The sequence below is a fragment of the Streptomyces sp. NPDC042371 genome (assembly GCF_056437465.1).
The window spans coordinates 1-23,377 of record NZ_JBWKAP010000013.1 but is presented as its reverse complement, the minus strand read 5'-3'; the positions used below and the strand labels follow the sequence as shown (position 1 = coordinate 23,377).

Sequence of the window (23,377 nt, the reverse complement as noted above, 5' to 3'; positions counted from 1 at the left end):
CTGTTCAACACAGCCGACACCGACCGCACCACGGAGGGACACCCGGCATGAGCGACATCCTCGACCTGGACTTCTCCCAGCCGCCCGTGCCGGCCCCCAGCGGAAACACAGACCGCTTCGGAGGCCGCTGGCGACTTGTCGCCGCCGGGCTGTCGAACGTGTGGCGCTACGGCGACCTCGAACTGCCGTCCCCCTCGGGCCGACTGCTGCTGCGCGGCCCCAACGGCACCGGCAAGACCACCGCGCTGGAAGCCCTGTGGCCCTACCTGCTCGACCTCAACTCCGCCAAGCTGGCCGCCGGCAAAGCCCGTCCCACCACGCTGAAACTCCTGATGAGCGAAGGTGCCCCCGCCAAGGGACGCCGCTACGGGTACCTGTGGCTGACGTTCGCCGCGCCGGCCGGTGAAGCAGCCCCCGACACGTCCGTAGAACCGGCCGCAAGCCACGGCACCGTCAGCTTCGGTGTACGCCTGCAGTACTCACCCAGCTCCACGCCGGCCGTTCGGATCGTCCCTTTCACCCTGCCCGGCCAACCGCTCAAGGACCTGCCGCTGCGGGGCCCCCGCAACAGCGCCCTGGAGCTCGAGGAATTCACTGCCGCCGTCGAGAACGCCGGCGGACGCGTGTTCCCCGGTCCCGAGGAGTACGTCGAAGAACTGGCCTCCCGCATCTGGGCCACCACGTCCGGCGAACTGCGCCTGCTCGCCTCACGGCTGCGGGAAGTCCGCAACCCCACGTTGCTGGGCGAAGTCTCCGCGTCCGCGGCCGCCGACGCGCTGCGCCAGTCCCTGCCCGGTGTGGCCGAGGACGTCCTGACCGCGACGGCCGAGGCCCTCGCCGAATCCGACACCACCCGAGAAGCCTTCGAACGCGATGAATACGCCGCCACCCTCCTGCAGGACTTCGCGCAGGTGTGGACCGGACACGTCGTCGACGCCACCCGTGCCGCCCACGCAGCCGCAAGGGACGCCCACGGCAAGGCCGTAGACCGCAAGCGTGAACTCCGCAAGGCCACAGGCCGGTTGGAACACGCGAAAGCCGAAGCCGAGCAGGCGCAAGGCGCCGCCCACCATCTCGACAACGAGTCCGACAAGGCCCAGGCCGCCATCCGGGCCATCGAGAACACTCACGCCTACCGCTCCCACCAGCAGGTCATAGACCTGAGCAAGCGGCTCCGCGCCGAGCAGCGCGCCGCATCCGGCGGCTACGACAGCCTGCACACCGCCGCCCAGCAGGCCCGCACACAGACCCGCACCGGCCAGGCCGCCCTCGACGACATGAGCGGCGACCTCCAGGAGCTCGCCGCTGCAGCAGAGGCCGCCGGGGCGACACCCGTTGCCGTGGAGAGCCTGCTGGCCCACCATCCCCGCGGCCGCATCACCCGCCCGGTCGCCGACCGCGTCGCCGACCCCGGACCCGGCCTGACCCTCACCTACGACCGTGACGGCCTCGACCACGTCGCCACCGCCTGGCAGCACCGAGCTCAACAACACTGCTCCACCGCCGACAAGGCCCAACTGGTCCTGCGCGACCACGACCCGGTGGCTGCAGCCGAACGCACAGCCGCAACCGCACACCACGAGGCCAGCGGGGCCGAGAGCCTCTACGACGAAGCCAGCCAGGCCCACGAACGCGCCACCGCTGCCGCCCGCTCGGCCGCCGACCAGAGCCTGACCGCCGTCGCCCAATGGGCCCCAGACCACCCCGTCCTGCGGGGTCTGCACAACGAACCGGAACCCACCGCGGACGCCTCGCTCGCGTGGGACACCGATGACGTCGAAGCCCTCCACGACGCGGAACCCGCCACCGTCCGCGACCAGCTCAACACCTGGGCCGAGCAGGCCCTGCGCAGCGGTGAAACCCTCGCCGCCGAACACGAGAACGCAGCACGAGGACACCTCGCCACCGCCGCCAGCCACGACGCCACCGCCGCACAGCACCGCGCGGGCGCCCGCCACCTGCGCTCGGGACAGCTCTTGCCGCTACCCCGCCCTGCCTGGGCCGGAGAGGGCGAGGACGACACCGCCCTCGGCGGCGCCCTCGAATGGCACCCAATCCTCGACAACGCCGACGACCAGAAGGCGCTGCTCGAACTGGCCCTCGCCAGCGCAGGCATCCTCGGCGCCCACCTCCACTCGGACGGGGCCACCACCCGCACCTGGCACGTCACTCCTGCGGGCCCCATCCAGGAGCCGAACCTGACCGCGGTCCTCGACGCTGTTCCCACCCATCCGCAGGCCGACCTCGTCCACGCAGTCCTGCAACGCATCGCCCTGACAGACACGGCCGCCGCCCCCCACCAACACAGCGCGGCCCTCACCATCGGACGCGACGGCACCTTCACCGCAGGCCCCCTCACCGCGAACCCTGCTACTGCCCTGCGTGCCGTCCAGCAGGCGATTCCCGCCGCCTCACACATCGGCGCCCGTACCCGCCTGGCCACAGCACGCGCCAAGGCCGACGAACTCGACGCCACCGCACACGAACTCGACGCCAGCGCCACCCGCGAGCGCACGCTCGCCGCCGAGCGTCGACAACAACGCGACGCCCTCCGCGCCGAGGGACGCTCCTTCCCGCCGAGGGACGCACTGACCACGGCCGAGGCCGAACGCGTCCGCACCGCCAAAACCGCCAACGAATGCCGCATCGCCGCCGAGTCGCTGCGCGGCAAGGCCGAACACGCCACGGCAGAACACACCCGCCTGCACACCGCCTGGCAAACCCGCGCACGCAGCCTGAACCTGCCAGCCGACCCCAGCGACCTGACCGTATTGATCGACACATGCGGCGCCCACGCCAAGACCTTGCGCACCTGTGCCTCGCAGCTCTCCACCCGGCTGCTGCCCCGGATCCAGCGGACCGTGAAGGCCCTGCCCGATGAGGCAGACCTCGCCGAACGCCTCGGCGAACTCCAGCACACCGCCCAGGACCTGCACACCATCGCGCTCGAGACCGAGGCAGAACTCACCGAGGCCCAGTCGCACGGCGACGCCGCAGACGCGGCACGCCGCTACGAGGAGGCGAAGGCCCGGGCAGAAGACCTGCGCAGGCAGCACAAGCGGGCCACCGAACACGTCGTCGAGACGCAGAAGGACCTCGCCGGCCGCGAAAGCGACCTCACCACCGCACGAGACCGGCTCACGGAAATCCTCCCCCTCCAACAGACCACCAGTGCGCACCTGGCCACGCTGCTCGCCTGGCCGCCCCTGGCCCAAGCCCTCGGCGCCGAACCGGGCCTCACCACCCCGGGCACCGACCCGGCCGAACGCCTCACCGCCGTCGAGGCCCTCCTCGCCCACCGCCCCACCGCCTCCAAGAAGACCCTCGGCGACCGCTACGACGCCGTCCGCGCCGAACTCGTCCAGACCTGGACCGTCGCCCGCGATGAGCCGCCCGCCGGCCTCGAGGAGCTCGACACCTTCGTCCTCACCCACGCGGAAACCCGCTACTACCCCCTCGATGCCGCCCAGCGTGCCCAGACCCTCGCCGACCGGGCCAAGGCCGCCCTCGACGCCGCCGAAGCAGCCGCACTGCGCGACTTCGTCATCGGCCGCCTGCCCGCCGCCATCGGCACCGCCTGGGCCGACCTGACCGGCTGGAGGAAGGACGTCAACCGCAAGATGCGGGCCGCCAAGGCATCCTCCGGCGTCGGCGTGCAAGTACAGATCAACCTGCGCTCCGACCTCGACACCGCCACCCGCACCGTGTTCCACCTGTGCTGCGAAATCAGCGACGCACTGCGCACCGACGCTCAGAAGGAAGAAGTCGGCCACGCCCTCCAGGCCCTGCTGGCCGCCACAGACGGGACCACCATGGCGGAACGCCTCTCCACCGCCGTCGACATCCGCAACTGGGTCGACGTGCACTACCTCGTCGAACGGCCCGGCTCCGACGGCGCCCCCGTCACCAGCATCTGGGGGCCTCGCACCGGACTGTCCGGCGGCGAACGCCGCCTTGTCGTCCTGGCCCCCATGCTGGCCGCCATCGCCGCCAGCTATGACCGCTTCACCACCACCGGACTACGCCTGGTCCCCCTCGACGAAGTCCCCGCCGAAGTGGACGAACGAGGCCGCGAAGGACTCGCCCGCTACCTCGCCACACTCGACCTGGACATCCTGTGCACCTCCTACCTCTGGGACGGCGCACCCGGTGCCTGGGACGGCATCGACGCCCACGACCTCGAAGCCGCTCCCGACAGCACCGTGGTCGCCTTTCCCATGCAGATCCGCACGGACCAGCCCCTGCCCGGCGACACAGACCCTGCACCCCAGAGCGGGGGAGAGGCATGAGCTGCACCCTGTGCGACGGAGCATGCGAGGGGGCCGATCTGGCACCGCTGCTCGCGCCCGAACTCGCCTGGCTGTGGCAGGCCCTGGCTGCCGCATCCGACCGACGCGGCGACGAGTGCCTCACCGATGGCCCCACGGTGACCGTGACGGTGCCCGACGTCCCCGCCCAACGGGCCGCCGCAGCCGGTCTCGTCGACGGACGGCCCCTGGAACCAGGACAAAGACGCCGCATCAGCCTGGACCGGCTGGCGTCCGCGGTGGCGGTCCGAGGCACCCGTCTCACTCCCGGAGCCGTCGCCGCCCATGCCTGCGGCCGACGCTTGGCCGTCAACGCCCGCCGCCGCGCCCAGCAGACCGCCGCAGCCGACCGAATCCGCACCCAACTCGAACAGGCAGCGGCGGACCTGCCCCACCACACCCGCGCACGCGTCGGGCCGGACACCGCGTTCAGCCGGCTTCGCACGCTGGGATGGGTCACCCGGCTGCTCAATACGCCGGGCCACGCGAATCTGCTCAACCAGGCACTCCAGGTCGTTGCCCGGCTGCCCCCGGCGGGACAACGCATCGACCGTCGTCTTCTGGTCCCCGGCAACCCCCATGCACTCGACACAGGCCCCCTGCCCGCACTGGTGCTAGCCCTGACAGGCTGCGCCGGCATGCCTGCACGTTCGGGATGGGCATGCCTCGGAGTGGATTTCGACGACCTCCTCGGCGGACTCATCATCACCGGGGTCACGCCCCGCGGGTGGCGAATCCCGCCGGGCGCGACCTTCACCCTTCCGCCCCGAGAGCTGACCGCCATCGACTGGGAGCCTCCCCGGGACCCCGGCATGTGGGTCTTCGTCACCGAAAATCCGTCCGTCCTCGCCGCTGCAAGCAGCCAAGACCTCACCCAGGACGGTTCCGTGACGCCGCGGGTGATCTGCACGGCCGGCACGCCTTCCCAGCACGAATGCGAAGCCATCGGCGCCCTGTCGGCGGCCGGCTGGAACATCGCCGTGCGCGCAGACTTCGACCAGGCCGGCCTGGCGCACATGCGTGCCCTCCTTACCGCCGCACCTGACGCGGTCGCATGGCGGATGAGCGCAGACGACTACCGCGCGACCGTCCCGGAAGACGCCGAGGGAAAGGACACGTTGAACCTGCAGAGCGCGGACGCTCCGTGGGACGAGGAGTTGGTACCTGCGATGCTCCAGCACGCCCTGCCGGCCTACGAGGAAGGCCTCCTCGCCGCGCTGCTCACCGACATTGCGTCCGGTACACCGCAGATCCCTTCCCCCGGCTCGCGTATAGCTGAGCGGAGGCGGGCTCCCGCACAGCGTGGTCTGGGAAGCGGCCAGGAGGCGTAGGCCGACGGCTGCGCCGTGCCAGGGACGTACAGGGGACGGAGCGTGGCGGATCATCGCGCGCTCACGCCAGGTCGGCGAGATTGTGCAGGTCCTCGCGGACGAGGACGTCGCGCTCTGCCGGGGTGAGCCATCGTGCCGTCGATCCGCGATGGTCCTTTTCGACCCACAGCACGTCGTGCACGGTCTCTGCGACCGGCCGCAGGTGACTGATTACCGCCAGCAGTTTGTAGCCCCCGACGTGGTCGCGCAGGACCTGTAGGGCGCTCTCGAGGGACGCGGTGTCCAGGGTGCCGAATCCTTCGTCGAGGAAGAGGCTCTCCAGGCGGGTGCCGCTGCGGCCATGTAATTCCATCAGGGCCAGCGACAGGGCCAGGGAGGCCTGGAACGTCTCGCCGCCGGAGAGCGTGCGTGAACTGCGGGGGATGTTGCTGGCGAGGCTGACGACGTCGAAGTCGGCGGCGAAGCCGAGCCGGCCGCCGGAGAGTTGCTGAAGCAGCTCGCTGCCGTGCGCCAGCAGAGCACGCGTGCGCAGGTCGGTCAGGTGGCCCAGGAACTTCCCGTCCGTCAGGTGGGTGCTCACCGCTTGCCAGGCGGCCAGCTGGCGCTCCCCGGCGGCGAGCGCCTCGGTCAGCTGCTCCTTGTGCGGAATCTGGGACAGGGCCTCCTGCTCGTCCTGCCGGGCTCGCGCGGCCTCGCCGCGCAGCGTGCCGGCCCGGCTGCTGAGACTGTCCAGAAGTGTGGAGTCCAGCGGATCGCTCTCGCCGGGCAGCAGCAGCGCAGGGGAGTCGGGGTGGGCGGTGGCCACCTGCGCGGCGTGTGCGGACAACTGCTCGACCAGTTCCTGCGTTGCCGCCCGCGCCACGGTGCCGTGCTCCTCCAGCAGGGCCGTCAGCACCGTGTCGGCGGCTGCCAGGGCCGCCGCGCACTGCTGCGCCGCCGCGGCGTCGTCGGCCTCGACGGTGGCAGGCAGCACGGGACGCTGCTTCTCTTGGACGAGTTCGGCGGCGGTGGACGCGCTGTCCGCCCATCGCTGCAGTCGTGCCTCCAGCTGGTGCAACGGCGCGACGACTTCGCGCTCGCGGCGTCCGGCCAGCTCGCTCCGCTCGGTCAGCAGCGACTGCACGCGCGTGTGCAGCTGTTGCTGTTGCCGGGCCAGCCGGGCCAGCTGGTCCTGTTCTTCCTGTACGGCTCCGGCCCCGGCCTGCAGGTGGTCCACCGTGGGAAGCACCGAGGGCCCGGGCAAGTGGGCCTGCACGGTGCCGGGCAGTGCGGCCAGGGAGGCCAGCAGTCCGTCCCGCTCGTCCGCCAGGCGCCCGGTGGTGCGCTGCGCCTGCGTGCGCGCCTTGGCCAGGGCCCGCGTGGCCTCCTCCAGCGAGGCGCGCTCGACGTTCAACGACGCCCGGATCCGCGCCAGTTCCTGCCCGGTGTCGTCCGCCGCCTCCCGCAGCTGGGCGACACGGCCCCGGGCGTCCCGGAGCAGGAGGTCTCCCGGTTCCTCCCGCTCGGTGTCGATCGGTCCGGCCACCGCTGCGGCGAGGGCGCCTTCCAGCTCCTTGGCGTAGGCGGCCGGCCGCGGGTGGGCGGTGCACGCGGCGAGATCTTGGGCCTGTGCGCCTACCGCGGGCAGGGTTTCTCCGAGCCGGGATTCGGCTTCCCGTACCAGGCGCTCGCCCTCGTGCACCGCCAGTTGGAGCTGCTCGACGGCGTGCGTGTGCCGGATGTGCTCCCGCTCGGCGGCCGCGGCGCCGGCGGCGGCCGTCTCCAGTGCGGCGGCGGCCTCGGTGATGGCGGCGGCGTCCCGCGGGGGCGGCGGCCGGTAGCCCTCGGGCAGTGGCCGGGTGCACACGGAGCAGTCGTCCCCGGAGCCCAGGCCGTCGCCTGCGGTGTGCGCGGCCTCCTGGCGCCGGATGTCGTCGAGTGCCTGCTGAGCCTGCGTGTGCGCCCGGCGGGCCGCCTCCGGATTGTCGGCGGGCGCTTGCGCGAGGTCGGCGAGCTTGTCGCGGCTCAGGGCGAGTTCGGTGCGCCGCTGGGCGAGGGCGAGGGCGCTGCGGTCGGTGTGCCCCACGGCTGCGGTGAGCCGGTCGAGCGCCCGGGCGGCGGCGTCGGACTCCTTGAGGGCGTCCTGCGTCCGGCTGCTCAGGTCGGCGATGTGCCGTTCGGTGTCCTGCAGTTCGCCGGCGCGCCGGGCCAGGCCCGCCTCCTCCTCGGCCAGCTCGTCCAGCAACTGCGTGTGCGCCTGCGTCTCGTGGTCCAGTGCGGTGATCCGGGAGGGTGCCTCGCGTAGCACCTGGGCGGCCGCCGCGAGCGCGCCGGTGCTCAGGCCCGCGGCGTCGGCTCTTTCCTGCTGACCGGTGACGTCGCCGAGTTCGTCCGTGGCGGCCTTCTCGGCGGCGGTGTTGGCCTCCTGCAGTGCCTGCAGTTCGTCCTGGGCCCTGTGGACGTTCGCGGTGATGCGGTCATGGTCCGTGACGCGGCGTTCGTCGAGCGCGGCGGCGGCTGCGGTGCTGCGGCGGGCGTGCTCCGTGGCCTGCGTCGCCCGTGTCTGTAGCCGGCGCAGTGCGGTCAGCCGCTGGCCGAGGTCGTCGGCGCCGGCGGCGGCCGTCTCGTGACGGTCCCGGGCCCTTTGGGCGGTGGCGCGCGGGTCCTCGTGGAGGCGGGCGTCCTGCATCCGGGCCTGGCCGATGAGGTCCTTGACCCGGTCCTGGGAGGTGATGGCGAGCTGGCGCACGCGCTGCAGCTCATCGATGCCGAAGAGGGACTTCAGGATGCGGGTGCGGTCGGCATCGCCTGCGTTGAGCAGTTCGTCGAAGCGTCCTTGCGGCACCAGGACGGAGGACTTGAAGGTGACGTAGTCGATTCCGACGAGCCGGCGGACGGCGTCGTCGACGGGGCGAACGCCGTCGGTGTGCTTGCCGTCGGGCCCCGTCAGCCGTGCCTGGGTGGGGCGGGTGTCGTGGAAGACGCGGTGGACGCTCCAGGTGCGGTCCTCCACCGTGAATTCCAGCTCGACCATCATGGTGGAGCAGTCGTCGGAGCGGAGCTGGGCGACCCGGTCGGTCCAGGAGCACTTGCCGTACAGGGCGGCCGTGATGGCTTCCAGGACGCTGGTCTTGCCGGCGCCGGTGTCGCCGAGAATGCCGATGAGGGTCTTGCCGGTGAAGTCGATCGTGCAGGTGCCGGGGTAGCTGCGGACGCCGGAGAAGGTCAGGCGGAGGATCTTCACGGTGCACTCTCCGTTGCGTCGGCGGCGGGTTTGGTCCAGGGGGTGGCGAGGGCGCGGGTGAGCAGCTGCTCACCCGGGGAGGGCGGCGGGGCGGCTTCTGTGGTGTGGAGCAGTTCGGTGAAGGCGGCGACCACGTCGTCGGCGCACTGTCCGGGGGTGCCGGTGGTGGCGAGGTAGGCGCTGAACGCCGCGGGGATGTCGGGGTCTTCGGCGTCGGCCGCGTCGGCGCTCGTCAGGACGGTGGCCCGGGTGGCCGCGCAGTTTTCTTCGACGTCTACGAGGACGGCGTCGGGGACCAGGTCGGCGACCTGTTCGCCGAGCCGGGGGACGGGTTCGTCGCTGCGGATGGTCGCCTTAAGGTAGACGCCGCTGTACTGGTGCGTGGCGGCGCGGAGTTCGTCGAGGGTGCCTTTGAAGTGGGCCAGCCGCCGTCCGGCGTGGAGGGTGTGCGGGGTGACCAGGGTGCGCCGGCCGGGGCTCGCCTCGACGATGGTGACGCTCTTGGTCTCCTCGCTCTCGCCGAAGTCCATCTGCAGCGGGCTGCCGGCGTAGCGGGCGGGCGGATGGCCGCTGCCGACCGGCTGGGGCTTGTGGATGTGGCCCAGGGCGCAGTAGGCGACCGGGGGCAGGGCGTCGGCGTCGGTGGCGTAGGGCTCGCGCACCTCCCACATCCGCTCGCTGTGCCCGGGGACGGCGCTGGCCACGTACTGGTGGGCGGTGAACAGCAGCACGTCGGTGTCGGGGACGTATCCCTCGCGGAGACGGGCCAGCAGGCCCTCTTGCAGTGTGCGCAGGCCGGCTGCGTAGGCGCCCTCGGTGGTCCCGAAGCCGGGGAACAGGTGCAGGTAGCGGTTGGGGTGCACGTACGGCAGGGCGGCCAGGCGGATGCGCTCGCGCTTGTCGCGGCTTGTGAAGTCGAGTACGGCGCCCGGCTCGGTGTCGCCGCGGCTGTGCACGAACCGCAGGCCGCTGCCGTCGGCCTCCCCGTGCAGGCGGGCCAGGTAGTCCAGCAGGCGGAACAGCTCGGGGGAGTCGTGGTTTCCGCCCAGGACCACGGTGGGGGCAGTGCGGGCGAGGTTGTTGAGGCAGCGCATCGCGCGCAGGACGTCCTTGTGCGCGGGGCGGTAGGAGTCGAACAGGTCGCCGCTGTGGACGATCAGGTCCGGCTGCACGCTGTCCGCGACGGCGGTGATCTCGGCCAGCACGGCGTCGAACTCCTCGTCCCGTGAACGGCGTTGCAGCAGGGTCTTGCCCAGGTGCCAGTCGGATGTGTGCAGAACTCTCATGGAGGCTCTCCTCGGCGCAGGCAGGATCACCCGACGCCCGCTGCGGCAGGGGCAGTTGACGAAGTGACGAAGACTCTACAACAGAAAACACAGGAGAAAACTGGAAAACCCTGGAATGCGGTAGGGTGCCGCCATGCACGAGCACCTGGACGCACTCGAACAGCGCATGCAGCAGCTGCAACAGGCCATGCGAAGCGCTCAACTCGCCCGTGACAACAACCAGGTCAAGCAGCTGCGCGGAGAACTGAGGCGCACCCAGCAGGCATGGGACGCCCTCTTCGAGCAGACAGAGAACGAAGAAGACCGCAAGGACACCGGCAGCCCCGACCACACGCCCCGCGCCACCCCCGCGGAGCCGCAGATCCTGCTGCCCGCCCGCGAACAGGTCCACCAAGTCCTCACCCTGCTGGAAGTGCCCGCTGCCCCCAAACTCATCAGCACCGTCCACGAGGCCTTCTTCGCCGGCGCCCTGGCCCCCTCACGGCTGACCAGCCTGCGCCGCGACGAGGAACGCTCCTACCGCAGCGCCCCCGGCGCCCGCCCCTACTACCTGTGCCCGGCGCTCACCTCCGACCTCCTCTCACCCGCCCGCGGCCTGCTCACCGTCAGCACCTGGCCGCTGCAGGACCGCATCGTCGGCCCGCTCAGCGCCCGCGTCCACTTCCTCACCAGCGCCCTGAACATCGCCGACGCCGCCGAACGCCTCGCCCCCGACGCCCTGCCGCTGCCCGCCCGCCAACTCCTTGCCCGCTACGCCCAGAACATCCCCGGCGCCCAGCCCGCCACCCCCGAACCCGTCCCGGCCACCCTCCCCACCGACCTGGCCCTGCTGCGCCGAGCCGCCCGGGACGAACTCGCCCTCCACGCGCACGGCGACACCATCACCCGCACCCAGGCCGCCGCCCGGGCCCGCAGCCAACTCGACGACACGGCGCTGCTGTTCGGGGGATCCTTCCAGTCCGCCCGCCGCCTACGCTCCGCACCCTGACCGCCCCAACCCCACCCGCCCCTGCAAGGAACCCCTCGTGAGTCAGCTCAACGACCGCCTCGACGCACTGCGCGGCCCCGCCCCCGCCAAAGGACACGACGCCCGCACCATCGCGGCCCTGACTGCCAACCCCGGCTGCGCCCGGCGGGCCCTGCTGGACGCCGCCGGCATCGACAAGGACGCCATCGCCGTCCACCTGGGCAAACCCCGCCCACTCGCCAAATCCTCCATCGCGCTGCGCAGCGGCGCCATCTTCGAACAACAGGTCAAAGAAGACGGCGGCGCCGAACTCGTACGCCTGTTGCGCGACGTACTGAACCTGCCGCTCCCCGAGGCCGCACACACCGACCTCTCGGCCGTCGGCACCCAGGACGCCACCCTCAAAGTGCGCCACACCTACACCCGCAACGCCATCCTGGAAGCAGCCCGCTCCACCACCCCGGCCCGCACCCTGCTGGACCACCCCGTCCTGCAGCTGACCGTCGGCGGCCACCGCGTCTTCCTCGAACCCGACGTGGTCGCCTTCCAGATCGACGGCGTCTTCCACATCATCGAGATCAAGTCCTTCGCCGTCGTCGACGGACAGGCCAGCCCGGTGAAAGTGGCCGCCGCCGTCACCCAGGCCGCCGCCTACGTCCTCGCCCTGCGCGAACTCCTCGCAGAAGAAGGCTTCGACGCCGAGCGCATGGTCGCCCACGACGTCATCCTCGTCACGCCCCGCAACTTCACCCGCCGCCCCACCGCCAGCCGCGTCGACGCCCGCCAGAAGATCGACGCCCTCACCCGCCAGCTCAGCCGCCTCACCCGCGTCGAGCCCCTCCTTGAGCACGTACCCGCCTCCACCACCTTCGACCTCGCCCCCGGCCCGGACGAGCGGCCCACCCGAGACCCCAAGGACCTCGAGGCCGCCCTCAGGACCCTCCCCATCCGCTACACCCCCGCCTGCCGCCACTTCTGCGACCTGGCCTACGTCTGCCGCAGCCAGACCCGCGACGAGGGACTGATCGACGTCCTGGGCACCGACGTCCGCGACGACCTCGGCGGCGTCGACCACATCAGCACCGCCCTGCGCCTGGCCGACGACACACGCGCCCCGGCCGCCGACCAGAGCGACCTGGCCGCCGCCCTCCGCCACGCCCACACCGTCCGCGCCCAACTACGGGGGGCCGCATGACCCGCCTGTCCACCCTTCTGCGCCTCGAGGCGGCCGAGAAGGAAACCGCACAGACCGCCAGCACGATCCGCCACTTCTACCTCGCCGAGCAGCCCCTGGTCTTCCTGCCGCTCAACCGCTCCGGCACCGAAGCCAGCCCTCTGGCCGTCATGCTCGGCACCGACCCGGCCCGCCCCCACCTGCTCGTCGCACCTCCGGCCGGGCGGCCCACCGCATTCCTGCAAGAACTCGCCGACCACGTCCTCGCCCACATCGACGGCTTCCAGAACACCGAACACCTGCCCGTCAAAGGAAAGAGACCCGCCCGCCAGCGCCACACCCACGCCCCCCAACTCCTCGTCGCCAACCGCAAATCCCTCACCTACATCCAGCGACTGGGCCGCGCCCTGCGCTTCACCCCGCCCCCCGACGGCACCGAGACGGCCCACAGCACCGGCCGCCTGGGCCAGTGGCTCACCTTCTTCGCCGACCACGCCGAACACCCCGGCTCCGCCTTCCTGCTGGCCCTGACCGACCAACTGGCCACCCACTGGATCACCGGCCAGAGCCGCCTGGAAGACGAACACCTCGCCGCTCTCCTCGCCTGGATAGACCCCCCGCCCGGCACCACCGGCCTCGAAGCCGCCCACCAGGCCGAAGACCCCCAACTGCACCGCCCGGCCGGCCCGGCCACCGACCCCTCCTTCGACAGCCTCGAACTCGACCCCCTGCTGACGGCCTACAACGACGCCGCCCGCGAAGCCAACACCGGCGCAATGATCCGCCACACCGACCGGCTCACCACCCTCCTGCGCGAATACCTCGAGCCCACCTGGAATGACGCCTGGCGCGCCCTCGGCCTGCTGCGCACCCTGCCCCAGACCCAGGACGCCGAGCACCGCTGGGCTGCCGACCGCGACCGCTTCACCGCCTACACCGCCCACCTCGCCACCGACGGCCGCCCCCAGCCCATCAAGGACGACGCCGTCTCCGCCGCCCGCCGTCTGGCCCGCATGGAGCTGGCCCAGGGCGCCCTCGACGCCCACCGCGCCCTGGAAGACCCCTTCTTCATGGCCGAGCGGCGCACCACCGGAGAGGCCCTCGCTGGCGCCGTCACCGACGTCGACGCCCATCACACCGTCCCCGGAGCCAAGGGCAGACCCCTACTGCGCCCACGCCTGACCCTGCACACAGACGACCCCGTGCGCCTGGACACCGGGAACCTCCTCGCCGGGCCCCGCAACCCGCGCCTGCACCTGGCCGTCCGTGCCATCACACCCCGCGAGCACGGCACGGACCTCCTGCTGGAGATCACCACCCTCACCGGCACCGTGGCCAAGCCCCGAACCGACTCCGTCCCCGCCGTCGGCGACAGCCTGGAGCTGACCTTCGCCCCCGAATTCTTCCAACGCCCCCCGTTCCCCACCCGGGAGAACACCCCCTGGACCCACGGCGGCCCCCAGCACAACCACCCCGTCGCCGCCCTGGAGGAGACCGAGGAGCCCCGCCCATGACCCAGCCCTCGCGCGCAGACCTGGCCCACACGGCCGTCGCCGACGTCCTCACCGCACTGACCGGCACCGGCACGCGGCCCGTCGTCGTCGACTCGCCCCCAGGGGCCGGAAAGTCAACTCTGGTCGTCCGCGCCGCCCGCACCCTCGCCGCCGCAGGCGAACGGTGCATCATCGTCGCCCAGACCAACCACCAGGTCGACGATCTCCTGATCCGCCTCGCCGACCCCCAAGGCCCCCGGCTGCGCCTGGGCCGCCTGGCCGGACACAGCTACGAGGCACCCGAATCGGTCCTCGCCCTGAGCAACACCCTCATCAGCAAGGACATCAAAGACCTCCTCGCCTGCGACGTCATCATCGCCACCGCCATGAAATGGGCCTATGTCGACGGCCCCCACTGGCAATGGGCCATCCTCGACGAGGCCTACCAGATGCGCTCCGATGCCCTCCTGCTGATCGCCAAGCTTTTCGACCGCACCCTCCTCGTGGGCGACCCCGGCCAACTCGACCCGTTCTCCACCGTCAGCACACCCCGCTGGAACGGACTGCCCCACGACCCCATGAACAACGCGGTCACCGTCCTGACCAACCACAACGACGCCACCATCCACAACCTGCCCGTCTCTTGGCGCCTTCCCCCCTCGGCAGCCCACCTCGTCTCCCGGGCCTTCTACCCCTTCACCCCCTTCCACCCCGGCACTGCCCCCGACCAGCGCGCACTCGCCTACACCACACCGGGCCTGCACGACCCCTACGACGCAGCCCTCGACGAAGCCGCCCGCACCGGCTGGGCCCTGCACGAACTCCCGCCCCGGCACACCGCCCGCGTCGACGCCGAGGCCGCCCACGCCACCGTCGCCCTGGCATCCCGCCTGCTGATACGCGGAGCCGAAGCCGTCTGCGAGAACTACCCCCATGGCCGCCGCCTCCAGCCCGCCGACATAGCCATCGGCACCGCACACCGCGAACAGGCCCGCCACATCCAGCAACTCCTCAACCACACCCCCCACACCGGCGGGGTCCGCGCCGACACCGCCAACCGCCTGCAGGGGCGCGAATTCGCCGTCACCATCGTCCTGCACCCACTGTCCGGACGCCGCGACGCCTCCGCCTTCCACCTGGAGGCCGGCCGCCTGTGCGTGCTCGCCTCACGCCACCGCCACGCCTGCATCATGGTCGCCCGCGCTGGCATCGCCGACCTCCTCGACAGCCACCCCTCCAACGATCCCGTCCACCTCAACGTGCCCGCGAAATTCCCCGATGGCTGGGAAGCACACCAGCACGTCCTCGCCCACCTCGCCGACCACCGCGTCCGCCCCGCCTGACACCTCCAGGAAGCGCCCAACGCCCATGGCCCCCACCGAACTGACGCTGCGCCCGCACCAAAGGGACGCCGTCGTGGCCGCCACCCGCACTCTGCGCACCCATCCGCGGGCCAGCGTCATCGCCGCCTGCGGCACCGGCAAGACGCTCATCGCCGCGCGCACCGCCGCGCGCACCGCGCCCTGCGGCCGCGTCCTGGTCCTCCTGCCCACCCTGGACCTGCTGTCCCAGACCATCCGCTCCTGGCGCCAGGCCGGCCGCAAAGGCCCCGCTATCGCCGTCTGCTCCGCCCGCCAGGCCCTCGACCACCACCCCCTCGGCGCCGACGTCCCCCTCACCACCAACCCCGCCGAACTCGCCGCCCTCACCGCACAGGCCGGCACCGGACCGCTTACCGTCTACGCCACCTACGCCTCCCTACCCGCCGTCGTCGCCGCCCACCGCGACCACCACCAGCCCGCCTGGGACCTGACAGTCGTCGACGAGGCCCACCGCACCGCCGGACGCCTCGGCAAGGCCTGGGCCGCCGTCCACCACGACGACCAACTCCCCACCACCCGCCGCCTCTACCTCACCGCCACGCCCCGCATCTGGGACGACACCACCAACACCAACAGCAGCGGGGACGGCGGGGGACAGGGGGCCGCCTCCATGGACGACGAAACCCTCTTCGGACCCGTCGCCTACCGCCTCACCCTCTCCGACGCCATCGACCTCGGCCTGCTGGCCGACTACCAGATCCTCGTCCCCGTCATCACCGACACTGACCTGCGCGACTGGCTCGCCACCGGCCCCGGCGCCGGCATCGACGGACTACGCCTGGCCGGCCGCCAGGTCGCCGCCCTGCGCGCCATCCACGACCACCACCTGCGCCGCGTCCTGACCTTCCACCACCGCGTCGCCGACGCCCGCGCGTTTGCCACCACCCTGACCACCACCGCCGCCGCCCTCCCCGAAAGCCTGCGTCCCACCCATCTGTGGGCCGACTGGATCAGCGGCACCCACCCACCCCAGGTCCGCCGCCGCCTCCTCCTCGAATTCGCCTCCCACACCGCTGACACCCCGGCCGTCCTGTCCAACGCCCGGGTCCTGGGTGAAGGTATCGACGTCCCCGCGATCGACGCCGTCGTCTTCGCCGACCCCAAGAACAGCCCCGTCGACACTGTCCAGGCCGTCGGCCGCGCCCTGCGCCAACAACCCGGCGCCGGCAAGAAAGCCACCCTCGTCGTCCCCGTCTACCTCACCCCCGACGAAGACCCCGACGACCTCCTCGGCGCCGACGCCTACACCCCTCTGTGGCACACCATCCAGGCCCTGCGCGCCCACGACGACCGCCTCGAGGCCCGCCTCGCCGACCCCCGCACCCACCGCCCCACCGCACCTCCCGAGGACCCCGAGGCCTGGCTCCGCTTCGACCGCCCCACCAGGGCCGACGAAGTCGCCCTCGCCCTCTCCCTGCGCGTACTGGCCCCCAAGAGCGCCGAATGGCGCCGCGGCCTGACCGCCGCACGCCGCTACCACCGCACCTACCACCACCTCGACGTCCCGCAAGCCCACGAAGACGGGGATGGGTATCCTCTGGGCCGCTGGCTCACCTGGCAGCGCCGCCTCCACACCACCGGCGCCCTCGACCCAGCCCGCACTCACGCCCTCGACCGCCTCGGCATCATCTGGGACCCCCGACAACAGGCGTTCGACCGCGGACTCGCCCATGCCACCGCATACGCGGCCACCCACGGCCACCTCGCCGCACCAGTGGACGAAGTCCACGACGGCTTCCCTCTCGGCCGTTGGCTGGCCACCCAGCGGGCCCGCTCCTCCCGCCTGACCGCCCAAAGAACAGCGGCACTCACCGCCCTGGACCCCTACTGGAACCCGCTCTGGCCACTGACCTGGCAAAGAGCCTTCCACCACGCGCGCCAGCACAAAGAGAACCCCTCCGGCACTGTCAGACAGTGGCTGACCACACAACGCCCGGCCGACCTGCACCCAGAGCAGCGCCGCCTCCTCACAGAGCTGGAAGCAGGCCACGCTTCCACGCGGACCGCTCCCGTACAGGACAGCCCGCTGCCGGCACGCGAGCGTGCCTTCCAGCACGCACTCGCCGCTGCCCGTGCCTTCCTCGACCGAGAAGGACACCTCGATGTGCCGCAACGGCACATCGAGAACCTCGACGGGGAACCGATCCGTCTGGGCATATGGCTGAGCAACCTCAAACGGCGTCGCACGCACCTGTCGCCACAACGCCTGGCCGCACTGGCGGAACTTGGCCTGTGAACGCATAACGGGCAGCATCCCAAACCGAACCGCTGCCAGCGGGTGCCCTGAGCGGCGCTTGTGTCTGCGCGTGCACACAGGAGTCATGTGCGCCAACGGCGCCAGCGTGCGAACCACCCTGTCGGGGGTGACGAAGCCGAGTCCATTTCCACCGGCGGGGGCTGCAGCCCGGTCTCTACATACAAAGGGGTCGCAACGATCAGCCGGTGCCGCAGAGGCTCCGGCGGGAAGTTGCACAGCACCCGTGCATGCCCGCTCAGATAGCCGGCGGTCCGGTGGTCGGCATGCATCGCGAACGCGGAACGAGCCGCGAATTCCTGGTCATTCATCCCGGTGGAGTGCAGCAGACTCGGCAGCGACGTATCGCCCCCGGCCTCCCGGGCAACCAGATCCGCTGCCAGATCGTGCAGCCAGTCCGAGCCGGATCCCATCCTGCTGGGCGGATGTTCACGGTGGTCCCGCACATGCTGGATCGAGCCGCAGAGAAACAGCTGGATATGGCTGCAGAATTCGTCATCACGGTGCTTACAGCTGCCCTCTTCCAACGACCTCCAGGTGAAAACACCGTGGTCGCGAAGCCCCAGATCCCTTGCCGCCGCGCCGTAGAGGAAGCGCCCGCAGAACTCCAGCCAGGCGCCCGCGCCCAGCTCCTGGCAAGTTGCTGGCTTCTGAGTATGAGCCGTGCACTTCTCCCGAAGATGCGCCAAGACCTTCTCCAGCCGTCCGGCATCCCGCTCGGCGACCGCGGGCTCCACAACGTTCTCTGGGCCGAGCACGAGGCGGGCACTGATACCAAGTGCGCCGGCCTCCGCCTCCAGGGACCGGTGGGCCCTGCGAGGAGGCTCGTAGAAGTCATCCAACTTGGCCGTGGACAGATACTGCAATTCCCGCACGGGCGCCCCCACTCGCATGCCATTCCACCACTGTCGTGATGCTGGAGGTAATCTGCCCCGCCCGAGGCCTCGCGAGCCATCGCAGGAGGACAACGGCGGCGCACTCCGTGCATGCTCCGTCACCAGGGCGGCAGGGCCCCGGGGGAACATGCCAGGTCTGGACATCTGCTTCATCTCCCCGGGTGAGGCGTGGAGTAGCCGACCCGCGCTTCGGCACGATCCGGCATCTTTCTGCTGGGATACGAGCACGATGGAGGGCAAGCTTCGAACGAGGGGAGCGGTGGCGTATGGAAGCGGGGGAGCGGTGGGCGCACCGGATTGCACCGCATCACGGCCGGGTCGACGAGGTCGAGGTCGTCAAGGTCGGTACGCAGCGTCCACCGCGCGTCAAAGTGCGCTTCGTCGCCGAGGAGGCGGAGGGGCGCGAGGAATGGGTGCCCTCTGCCCGGCTGCGTGTGCGGTGGCACGACAGGGACGCCTGGCTGGCACGTGAACGGCAGTGGAACGAACTGATGAAGGACAGCCCAGACGACAACGATCCCGCCTTCCGGGCCGTCACCATCCTGTTCGACGAGCACCTGGCGGGCGAGGCGATGTCGTTCGGCGTCAACTCCCGCGACCGGGGCCTGCTCTACATCGACGATGCGCCCGCGCTGGCCGCGCTCCTCGACGTCTCCGACGCCTTCTTCCATACCGACCCGCGGGTCTCCACCGACGACGAGGGCTGCCTGACCGCTCCCTGGCCCGTCACCGTGCAAGTGGCCTCCCGCCTGGCCGCCGCCCGGGCCGACCACCTCGTGCCCCTTCTGGACGAGCGCGAACGCCAGGCACGCCAAGAGGCCATCTACGGCCACTACTACCGCGGCCGCGGCAAGAACCCCGGCACGTACATCAGCCCCGAGATTTGTGCGGAGGTCGACCGAGACTCCAAACCCGGCCGCGACCTCCTGCGCAGCTGGTGCGGCACCGACGCCGTGGAGAACTTCGAGGAGCTGAAGGCGCTGCGCAACGAAGTGCTCCGCATCGGCAAGCTCATGGAGCAGGCCATCGACTGCCTGCGCCAGAGAGGACAGACCACAGCAGCCGACCGCTTCGAACGCGACCTGGGCATTCCGCTCGACGTGCTGCGCCAGGCCCAGCGCGACGACTGACCCGCCCGGTTCATTGGCGTCACCGACAGGAACGGATCCGTGGCCACCACCAAGCTGAACGAGCGCCAACTCGCCGTGCTGCGCCGCATCTGTGACGGCGAGACCCCGGTCACCTCAAACGAATCCGGCCTCGTCACCACCGTCTACGCGCTGCGCAACCGGGGCCTGGTCACCACCCCGCAGGCCGACGGCCGATGGAGCGCGGCGCCCACCGACGCAGGCCGCCAACAACTGGCCCTGGCCGACGCCACCCGCCTTCCGGCCCCCACAGACGCAGTTTCGTCAGGAACAGCCGACGCCACCGAGCTGATCACCCGCCTCCAACAGGCCGACGGCACCCTGCGCATCACAGACCCCACTCCCGATGAACGGGCCCGCTGGCGCCGGGCCCTGCACACCGCCCGCGCCGACCACCTGGTCCCCGAAGGCCACCATCTGCGGCACACCGGCCGCGACAGAGGCGACATGGTCATCACCTTGCACCCCGGGACCTCGCCCGCACGCTCCACGCCTCCAGACGAAGCCGTCCCGGTCGCCGACGACCTGCCGCCAGAGGGCCTGCACCTCGCGGCCGCCGAGGCGCCCCTCCCGGTCTGCCCCGACTGCCAGCCACGCGCCCGCCGCATCCTCCACGCCCTGTGCTGCGCCGCCGAAGACAAGAACTACATGCTCAGCCATCCCGCAGCCGGCTCCCGGGGCAGCCTCGTGATCACCATCGCCGACAGCACCTTCCCGCTCACCTTCGACGAAGGCTCCTACGAGGCCCCCGATCCCAGCGAGGCGAAGTACGCCTGGCAGCGCGTGACAGCACGGACCGTGCACCCCTCTCACCAGCTCGACCTCCGCCTCGAGCACACCTACGCCCACCCAGGCCGCCGTTCGCACTGGGGAGACCGCCAACGCTGGCGCCTGGAAGACCGGCTCTCGGACCTGATCCGCGAGATCACCCACCGCGCGCACACCGAATCCGAACGGCGCCTGGCCCAGCAGCACAAAGCAGAAGAGACACGCCAACGCTGGCTGGCCGCAATGGGACAAGCGCGCACCGCCCTGGTGGAAGACCACCGCACAAAGATCCTGCGCGGACAGGTCCAGGCGTGGCAGGAAGCCACGGCTATCCGAGCCTACTGCGACGCCCTGGAAGACCAGCAGAACGCGACCGCTGGCACCACGGAAGCTGGCCGTGCATGGATTGCCTGGGCCCGCGCCCATGCCGACCGGATCGACCCCGCCCTCCAGGAACCGGAGCTCCCGGAACCACCGGCAGCCACCCCCGAAAGCCTGCGGCCCCATCTGCATGGCTGGAGCCCGTACGAGCCAAAGCGGACCTGACCACGCCACGGCAGCCCGGCCTTCCTCAGCACTCTGGGCGGAGCGCGCTCGTCCGACGGATGGGATGGCTCTCCGGCCGTCTGCACGCTGCGTCTGCCCCGCCCGGGTGTCCTGGTCGTAGAAGACTTCGGTGAGCGGGGTTCCTGGTACGTGACGACCCAGCCTGTGGACATCGAGCCCCCGCCCAGACAGCGCCGTTGATCAGGCACGGCAAATCGGGTGCAGTCTGCTACTTGCTGGCCCTGGCCAACGGGCGCGTGCTTGGGGACCGATTAAGGGGATAGGCGCTTAAGGAAGTCCGTCACGAACTTCTCTACCTCACCGATGCACCCGTCGTACGGGGGAGGAGCGCCGCTAGGGCAGGCGGGGCTGTTTTCTCGGGGGTGGGACGGCCGGGAGAATTTCCCAGAGCGGGCGGGTGCCACGGGCCCATTGTTCGAGCAGGTGCCGGTCGACCAGGTGCAGGCGCTGGCTGCGGGCGAAGTCCCGGGCGGGCTGCGAGATCCTTCCGTTGGTCACCATCACCACGACGTCGCCCTTGTGTACCGGTCGGCCGGTGCCGTTGAGGGTCTGCAGGTCCGGGGTGCCCACCGCCGCACCGTCCAGGCCCTTCCTGCGGTGCTTGCACTGGATCACCCAGAGGCGGCCGAGCGGATCATGCCCTTTCACGTCGGCGCCGAGGTCACCCCGGCCGCCGCAGCGCACAGCGTCACGAGAGCCGTCCCGAGCCAGCAGGTCACGTATCGCGTTCTCGAACATGCTGTGGTGCATCGCATCCAACTGACCCAGCGAGTAGACCAAGCCCTCGGTGCGCAGCTGCGCCGCTTGTAGCCGCTCCACGCGCCGATAGCCCCAGGCCGCCAGCGCGCCCACCGCCAGAACCCCGGCCACGATCAGCACCCACCAGTGCGCCCACACCCACTGCGCGACCTTGACGAGCAGCAGGCCGACCAGGACCAGGACGCCGAAGGCGACGTACATGTCCTCGTCACGACGGCGCCTTCGGCGGCTCACCGGCCCGCCCCGTCGAACACGACGCGATTGTGCCGTCGCCCGGGCCCAGTACGGCCAGGCCCGGCCGGTTCCCCATCGAGCACGGCGTCCCCCTTCGTCTGCAGTTTTCCCCGCCTCCGTTCATGACAGCACCCGGCACTGACAGCCACCCCGCGCTTGCTCCTGCCCGACTGAAAACCACCGTGTGCAGCCCAACTTCCTCCCAAGTAAGGGGAGTTGACGTAGATCGACTGTCAGTGGGCGTCGCTACCGTCGAAAGAGCCGAGGACAACCCGGACACCCCACCCCGGGGGACGCCACACCAACCCCCTTCACCGCGAGGACCCCACACCGTGCCCTACGTCCGTCCGCACGTTCGCCGAGACGGCACCCCCGTCAAAGGCCACTACCGCCGATCCCGCCCGCGTACCGCCGCGCCCATAACCACGACCGTGCCGCGCCGCCGCCCGGCCCCGCGGCCCCAGCCCGTGCCGACCGCTTACGTCCATCCCTACACCCGCACCGACGGCACCCGCGTGCGCGGGCACCACCGCATGATCAGCCCGCGAGCCGTCGCGACCGGCAGTGGTGGTGTCGTGCTGATCCTGCTTCTTCTGCTGGCCATGTCCGGCGGCGGAGGCGATGCCACCAAGCCGCCAACCACCAGCACCTCGCCGTCGCACTCCGAGCCGGCCGCACACCGCTGACTTGCCCGCGCACCAAGGGCCCCGTCATTTCGGACGGGGCCCTTTGACGTAGGCCTCAGGTGAACTTAACCGGGTACGACACGGTCGGGTCGGCTTCTTAGGGGCCTCCCAGCCGGGGAAGCGCACCGGGCAGACGCCCCGGCTGAGGCCTGCCCGATCCGGACTGTCTGGAGGAGCCGTTCATGCTGCCGAAGCCGAGCGCGACCATCGAGACGAACACGAAGATGGTCAGCTGCCGCCGGCCCGCTCACCCTCACGAGCGCCATGAAGCCCCGGGTGGTCCCCGTCTAAGCGATGCAACCGTCCATCAAAGCGCCGGGTACTGGCAACGCAGCCTCAAGCCTGATCCCAACCAGCGTTGCAAGCAGGGGAGTTGGTATTGCAAACGGCTGTCACGACCAGTAACGATCACGGAAGGCTCCGATCCGCCGACTGAGCCATCAAAGAGAGACGCTCAGGCTCCAGGGTAGGGGAGTGAACTCAAATCTTTGCGTAACGCCAGAGCTTTGACATCAGAGACACCGATCGACACCCACACTCCGGTCCACCCTGATGAGAGGGACACGACCGAACCCAGCCCCCACTGCAACAGCAGCAGAAAAGCCAAAGAAGTTGGCCCGCCAGGGCCAACACTCACACTTAACACACAGTCGTGCCGCCAGGCACGACGACAGCACACCTGACGGGCCGCCAGGCCCGTTCATACCCAAGGAAGACAACAAACCCTCAACACCACCGTCCTGCCGCCAGACAGGACACACCTTCTCGTCAGCGCAGGCTGGGCAGGCCTGCTAACTCTCACAGAAACCAAAGAAGTTGGCCCGCCAGGGCCAACACTCACACTTAACACACAGTCGTGCCGCCAGGCACGACGACAGCACACCTGACGGGCCGCCAGGCCC

At 70.8% G+C, this 23,377-nt stretch carries 14 protein-coding genes; 10 read left to right on the top strand and 4 right to left on the bottom strand.

Features of this window, described 5'->3' with window-relative positions; genetic code table 11:
• Positions 1–47 precede the first annotated feature (47 nt).
• Positions 48–4,289, top strand: coding sequence for an SbcC/MukB-like Walker B domain-containing protein (locus AC068B_RS32535; RefSeq protein ID WP_478675129.1), 4,242 nt, complete (start codon positions 48–50; stop codon positions 4,287–4,289).
• On the top strand, positions 4,286–5,638 hold the full coding sequence (locus tag AC068B_RS32530; RefSeq protein WP_478675128.1) for a DUF2399 domain-containing protein: 1,353 nt from the start codon (positions 4,286–4,288) through the stop codon (positions 5,636–5,638). Before AC068B_RS32535 ends, AC068B_RS32530 begins: the two co-directional genes overlap by 4 nt.
• Positions 5,639–5,699: 61 nt before the next feature.
• Here the strand turns inward: AC068B_RS32530 and AC068B_RS32525 are convergent, their stop codons facing one another.
• Together AC068B_RS32525 and AC068B_RS32520 are read right to left on the bottom strand one after the other, a co-directional pair.
• A complete protein-coding gene (locus AC068B_RS32525; protein WP_478675127.1) occupies positions 5,700–8,861 on the bottom strand; it encodes an AAA family ATPase in 3,162 nt (1,053 codons plus the stop codon).
• Positions 8,858–10,147, bottom strand: coding sequence for a metallophosphoesterase family protein (locus AC068B_RS32520; protein WP_478675126.1), 1,290 nt, complete (start codon positions 10,145–10,147; stop codon positions 8,858–8,860). The genes AC068B_RS32525 and AC068B_RS32520 overlap by 4 nt, the downstream gene beginning before the upstream one ends.
• 133 nt (positions 10,148–10,280) lie before the next feature.
• On the opposite strand from AC068B_RS32520, the gene AC068B_RS32515 reads away from it, so the two are divergent.
• Genes AC068B_RS32515 through AC068B_RS32495 form a run of 5 tightly spaced genes read left to right on the top strand, consistent with a single transcriptional unit; the run spans position 10,281 to position 17,399 of the window.
• Entirely contained in the window at positions 10,281–11,135 is an 855-nt protein-coding gene (locus AC068B_RS32515; RefSeq protein WP_478675125.1) for a hypothetical protein, read from the top strand.
• Between the two features lie 37 nt (positions 11,136–11,172).
• Entirely contained in the window at positions 11,173–12,309 is a 1,137-nt protein-coding gene (locus AC068B_RS32510; protein ID WP_478675124.1) for a hypothetical protein, read from the top strand.
• Positions 12,306–13,802, top strand: a complete 1,497-nt coding sequence (locus tag AC068B_RS32505) for a hypothetical protein (protein WP_478675123.1) — start codon at positions 12,306–12,308, stop codon at positions 13,800–13,802. The genes AC068B_RS32510 and AC068B_RS32505 overlap by 4 nt, the downstream gene beginning before the upstream one ends.
• A complete protein-coding gene (locus AC068B_RS32500; protein WP_478675122.1) occupies positions 13,799–15,124 on the top strand; it encodes an AAA domain-containing protein in 1,326 nt (441 codons plus the stop codon). Before AC068B_RS32505 ends, AC068B_RS32500 begins: the two co-directional genes overlap by 4 nt.
• A gap of 25 nt (positions 15,125–15,149) precedes the next feature.
• Complete coding sequence (locus tag AC068B_RS32495; RefSeq protein ID WP_478675121.1) at positions 15,150–17,399, top strand: helicase associated domain-containing protein; 2,250 nt, start codon at positions 15,150–15,152, stop codon at positions 17,397–17,399.
• A gap of 83 nt (positions 17,400–17,482) precedes the next feature.
• On the opposite strand, the gene AC068B_RS32490 is transcribed toward AC068B_RS32495, so the two are convergent.
• On the bottom strand, positions 17,483–18,292 hold the full coding sequence (locus AC068B_RS32490) for an SAVMC3_10250 family protein (protein WP_478675120.1): 810 nt from the start codon (positions 18,290–18,292) through the stop codon (positions 17,483–17,485).
• Positions 18,293–18,579: 287 nt separating this feature from the next.
• Between AC068B_RS32490 and AC068B_RS32485 the strand changes: the two genes are divergently transcribed.
• Positions 18,580–19,443 carry a hypothetical protein gene (locus AC068B_RS32485; protein WP_478675119.1) on the top strand — a complete coding sequence of 288 codons (864 nt, stop codon included), beginning with the start codon at positions 18,580–18,582 and terminating at the stop codon, positions 19,441–19,443.
• A gap of 39 nt (positions 19,444–19,482) precedes the next feature.
• Entirely contained in the window at positions 19,483–20,775 is a 1,293-nt protein-coding gene (locus tag AC068B_RS32480; RefSeq protein WP_478675118.1) for a hypothetical protein, read from the top strand.
• Between the two features lie 354 nt (positions 20,776–21,129).
• Here AC068B_RS32480 and AC068B_RS32475 read toward each other — a convergent pair whose 3' ends face one another.
• Positions 21,130–21,756: a restriction endonuclease gene (locus AC068B_RS32475; RefSeq protein WP_478675287.1), complete on the bottom strand. Its 627-nt coding sequence runs from the start codon at positions 21,754–21,756 to the stop codon at positions 21,130–21,132.
• 500 nt (positions 21,757–22,256) lie between these two features.
• Here AC068B_RS32475 and AC068B_RS32470 point away from each other — a divergent pair, with 500 nt between their 5' ends.
• Entirely contained in the window at positions 22,257–22,475 is a 219-nt protein-coding gene (locus tag AC068B_RS32470; RefSeq protein WP_478675117.1) for a hypothetical protein, read from the top strand.
• Positions 22,476–23,377: the final 902 nt, after the last annotated feature.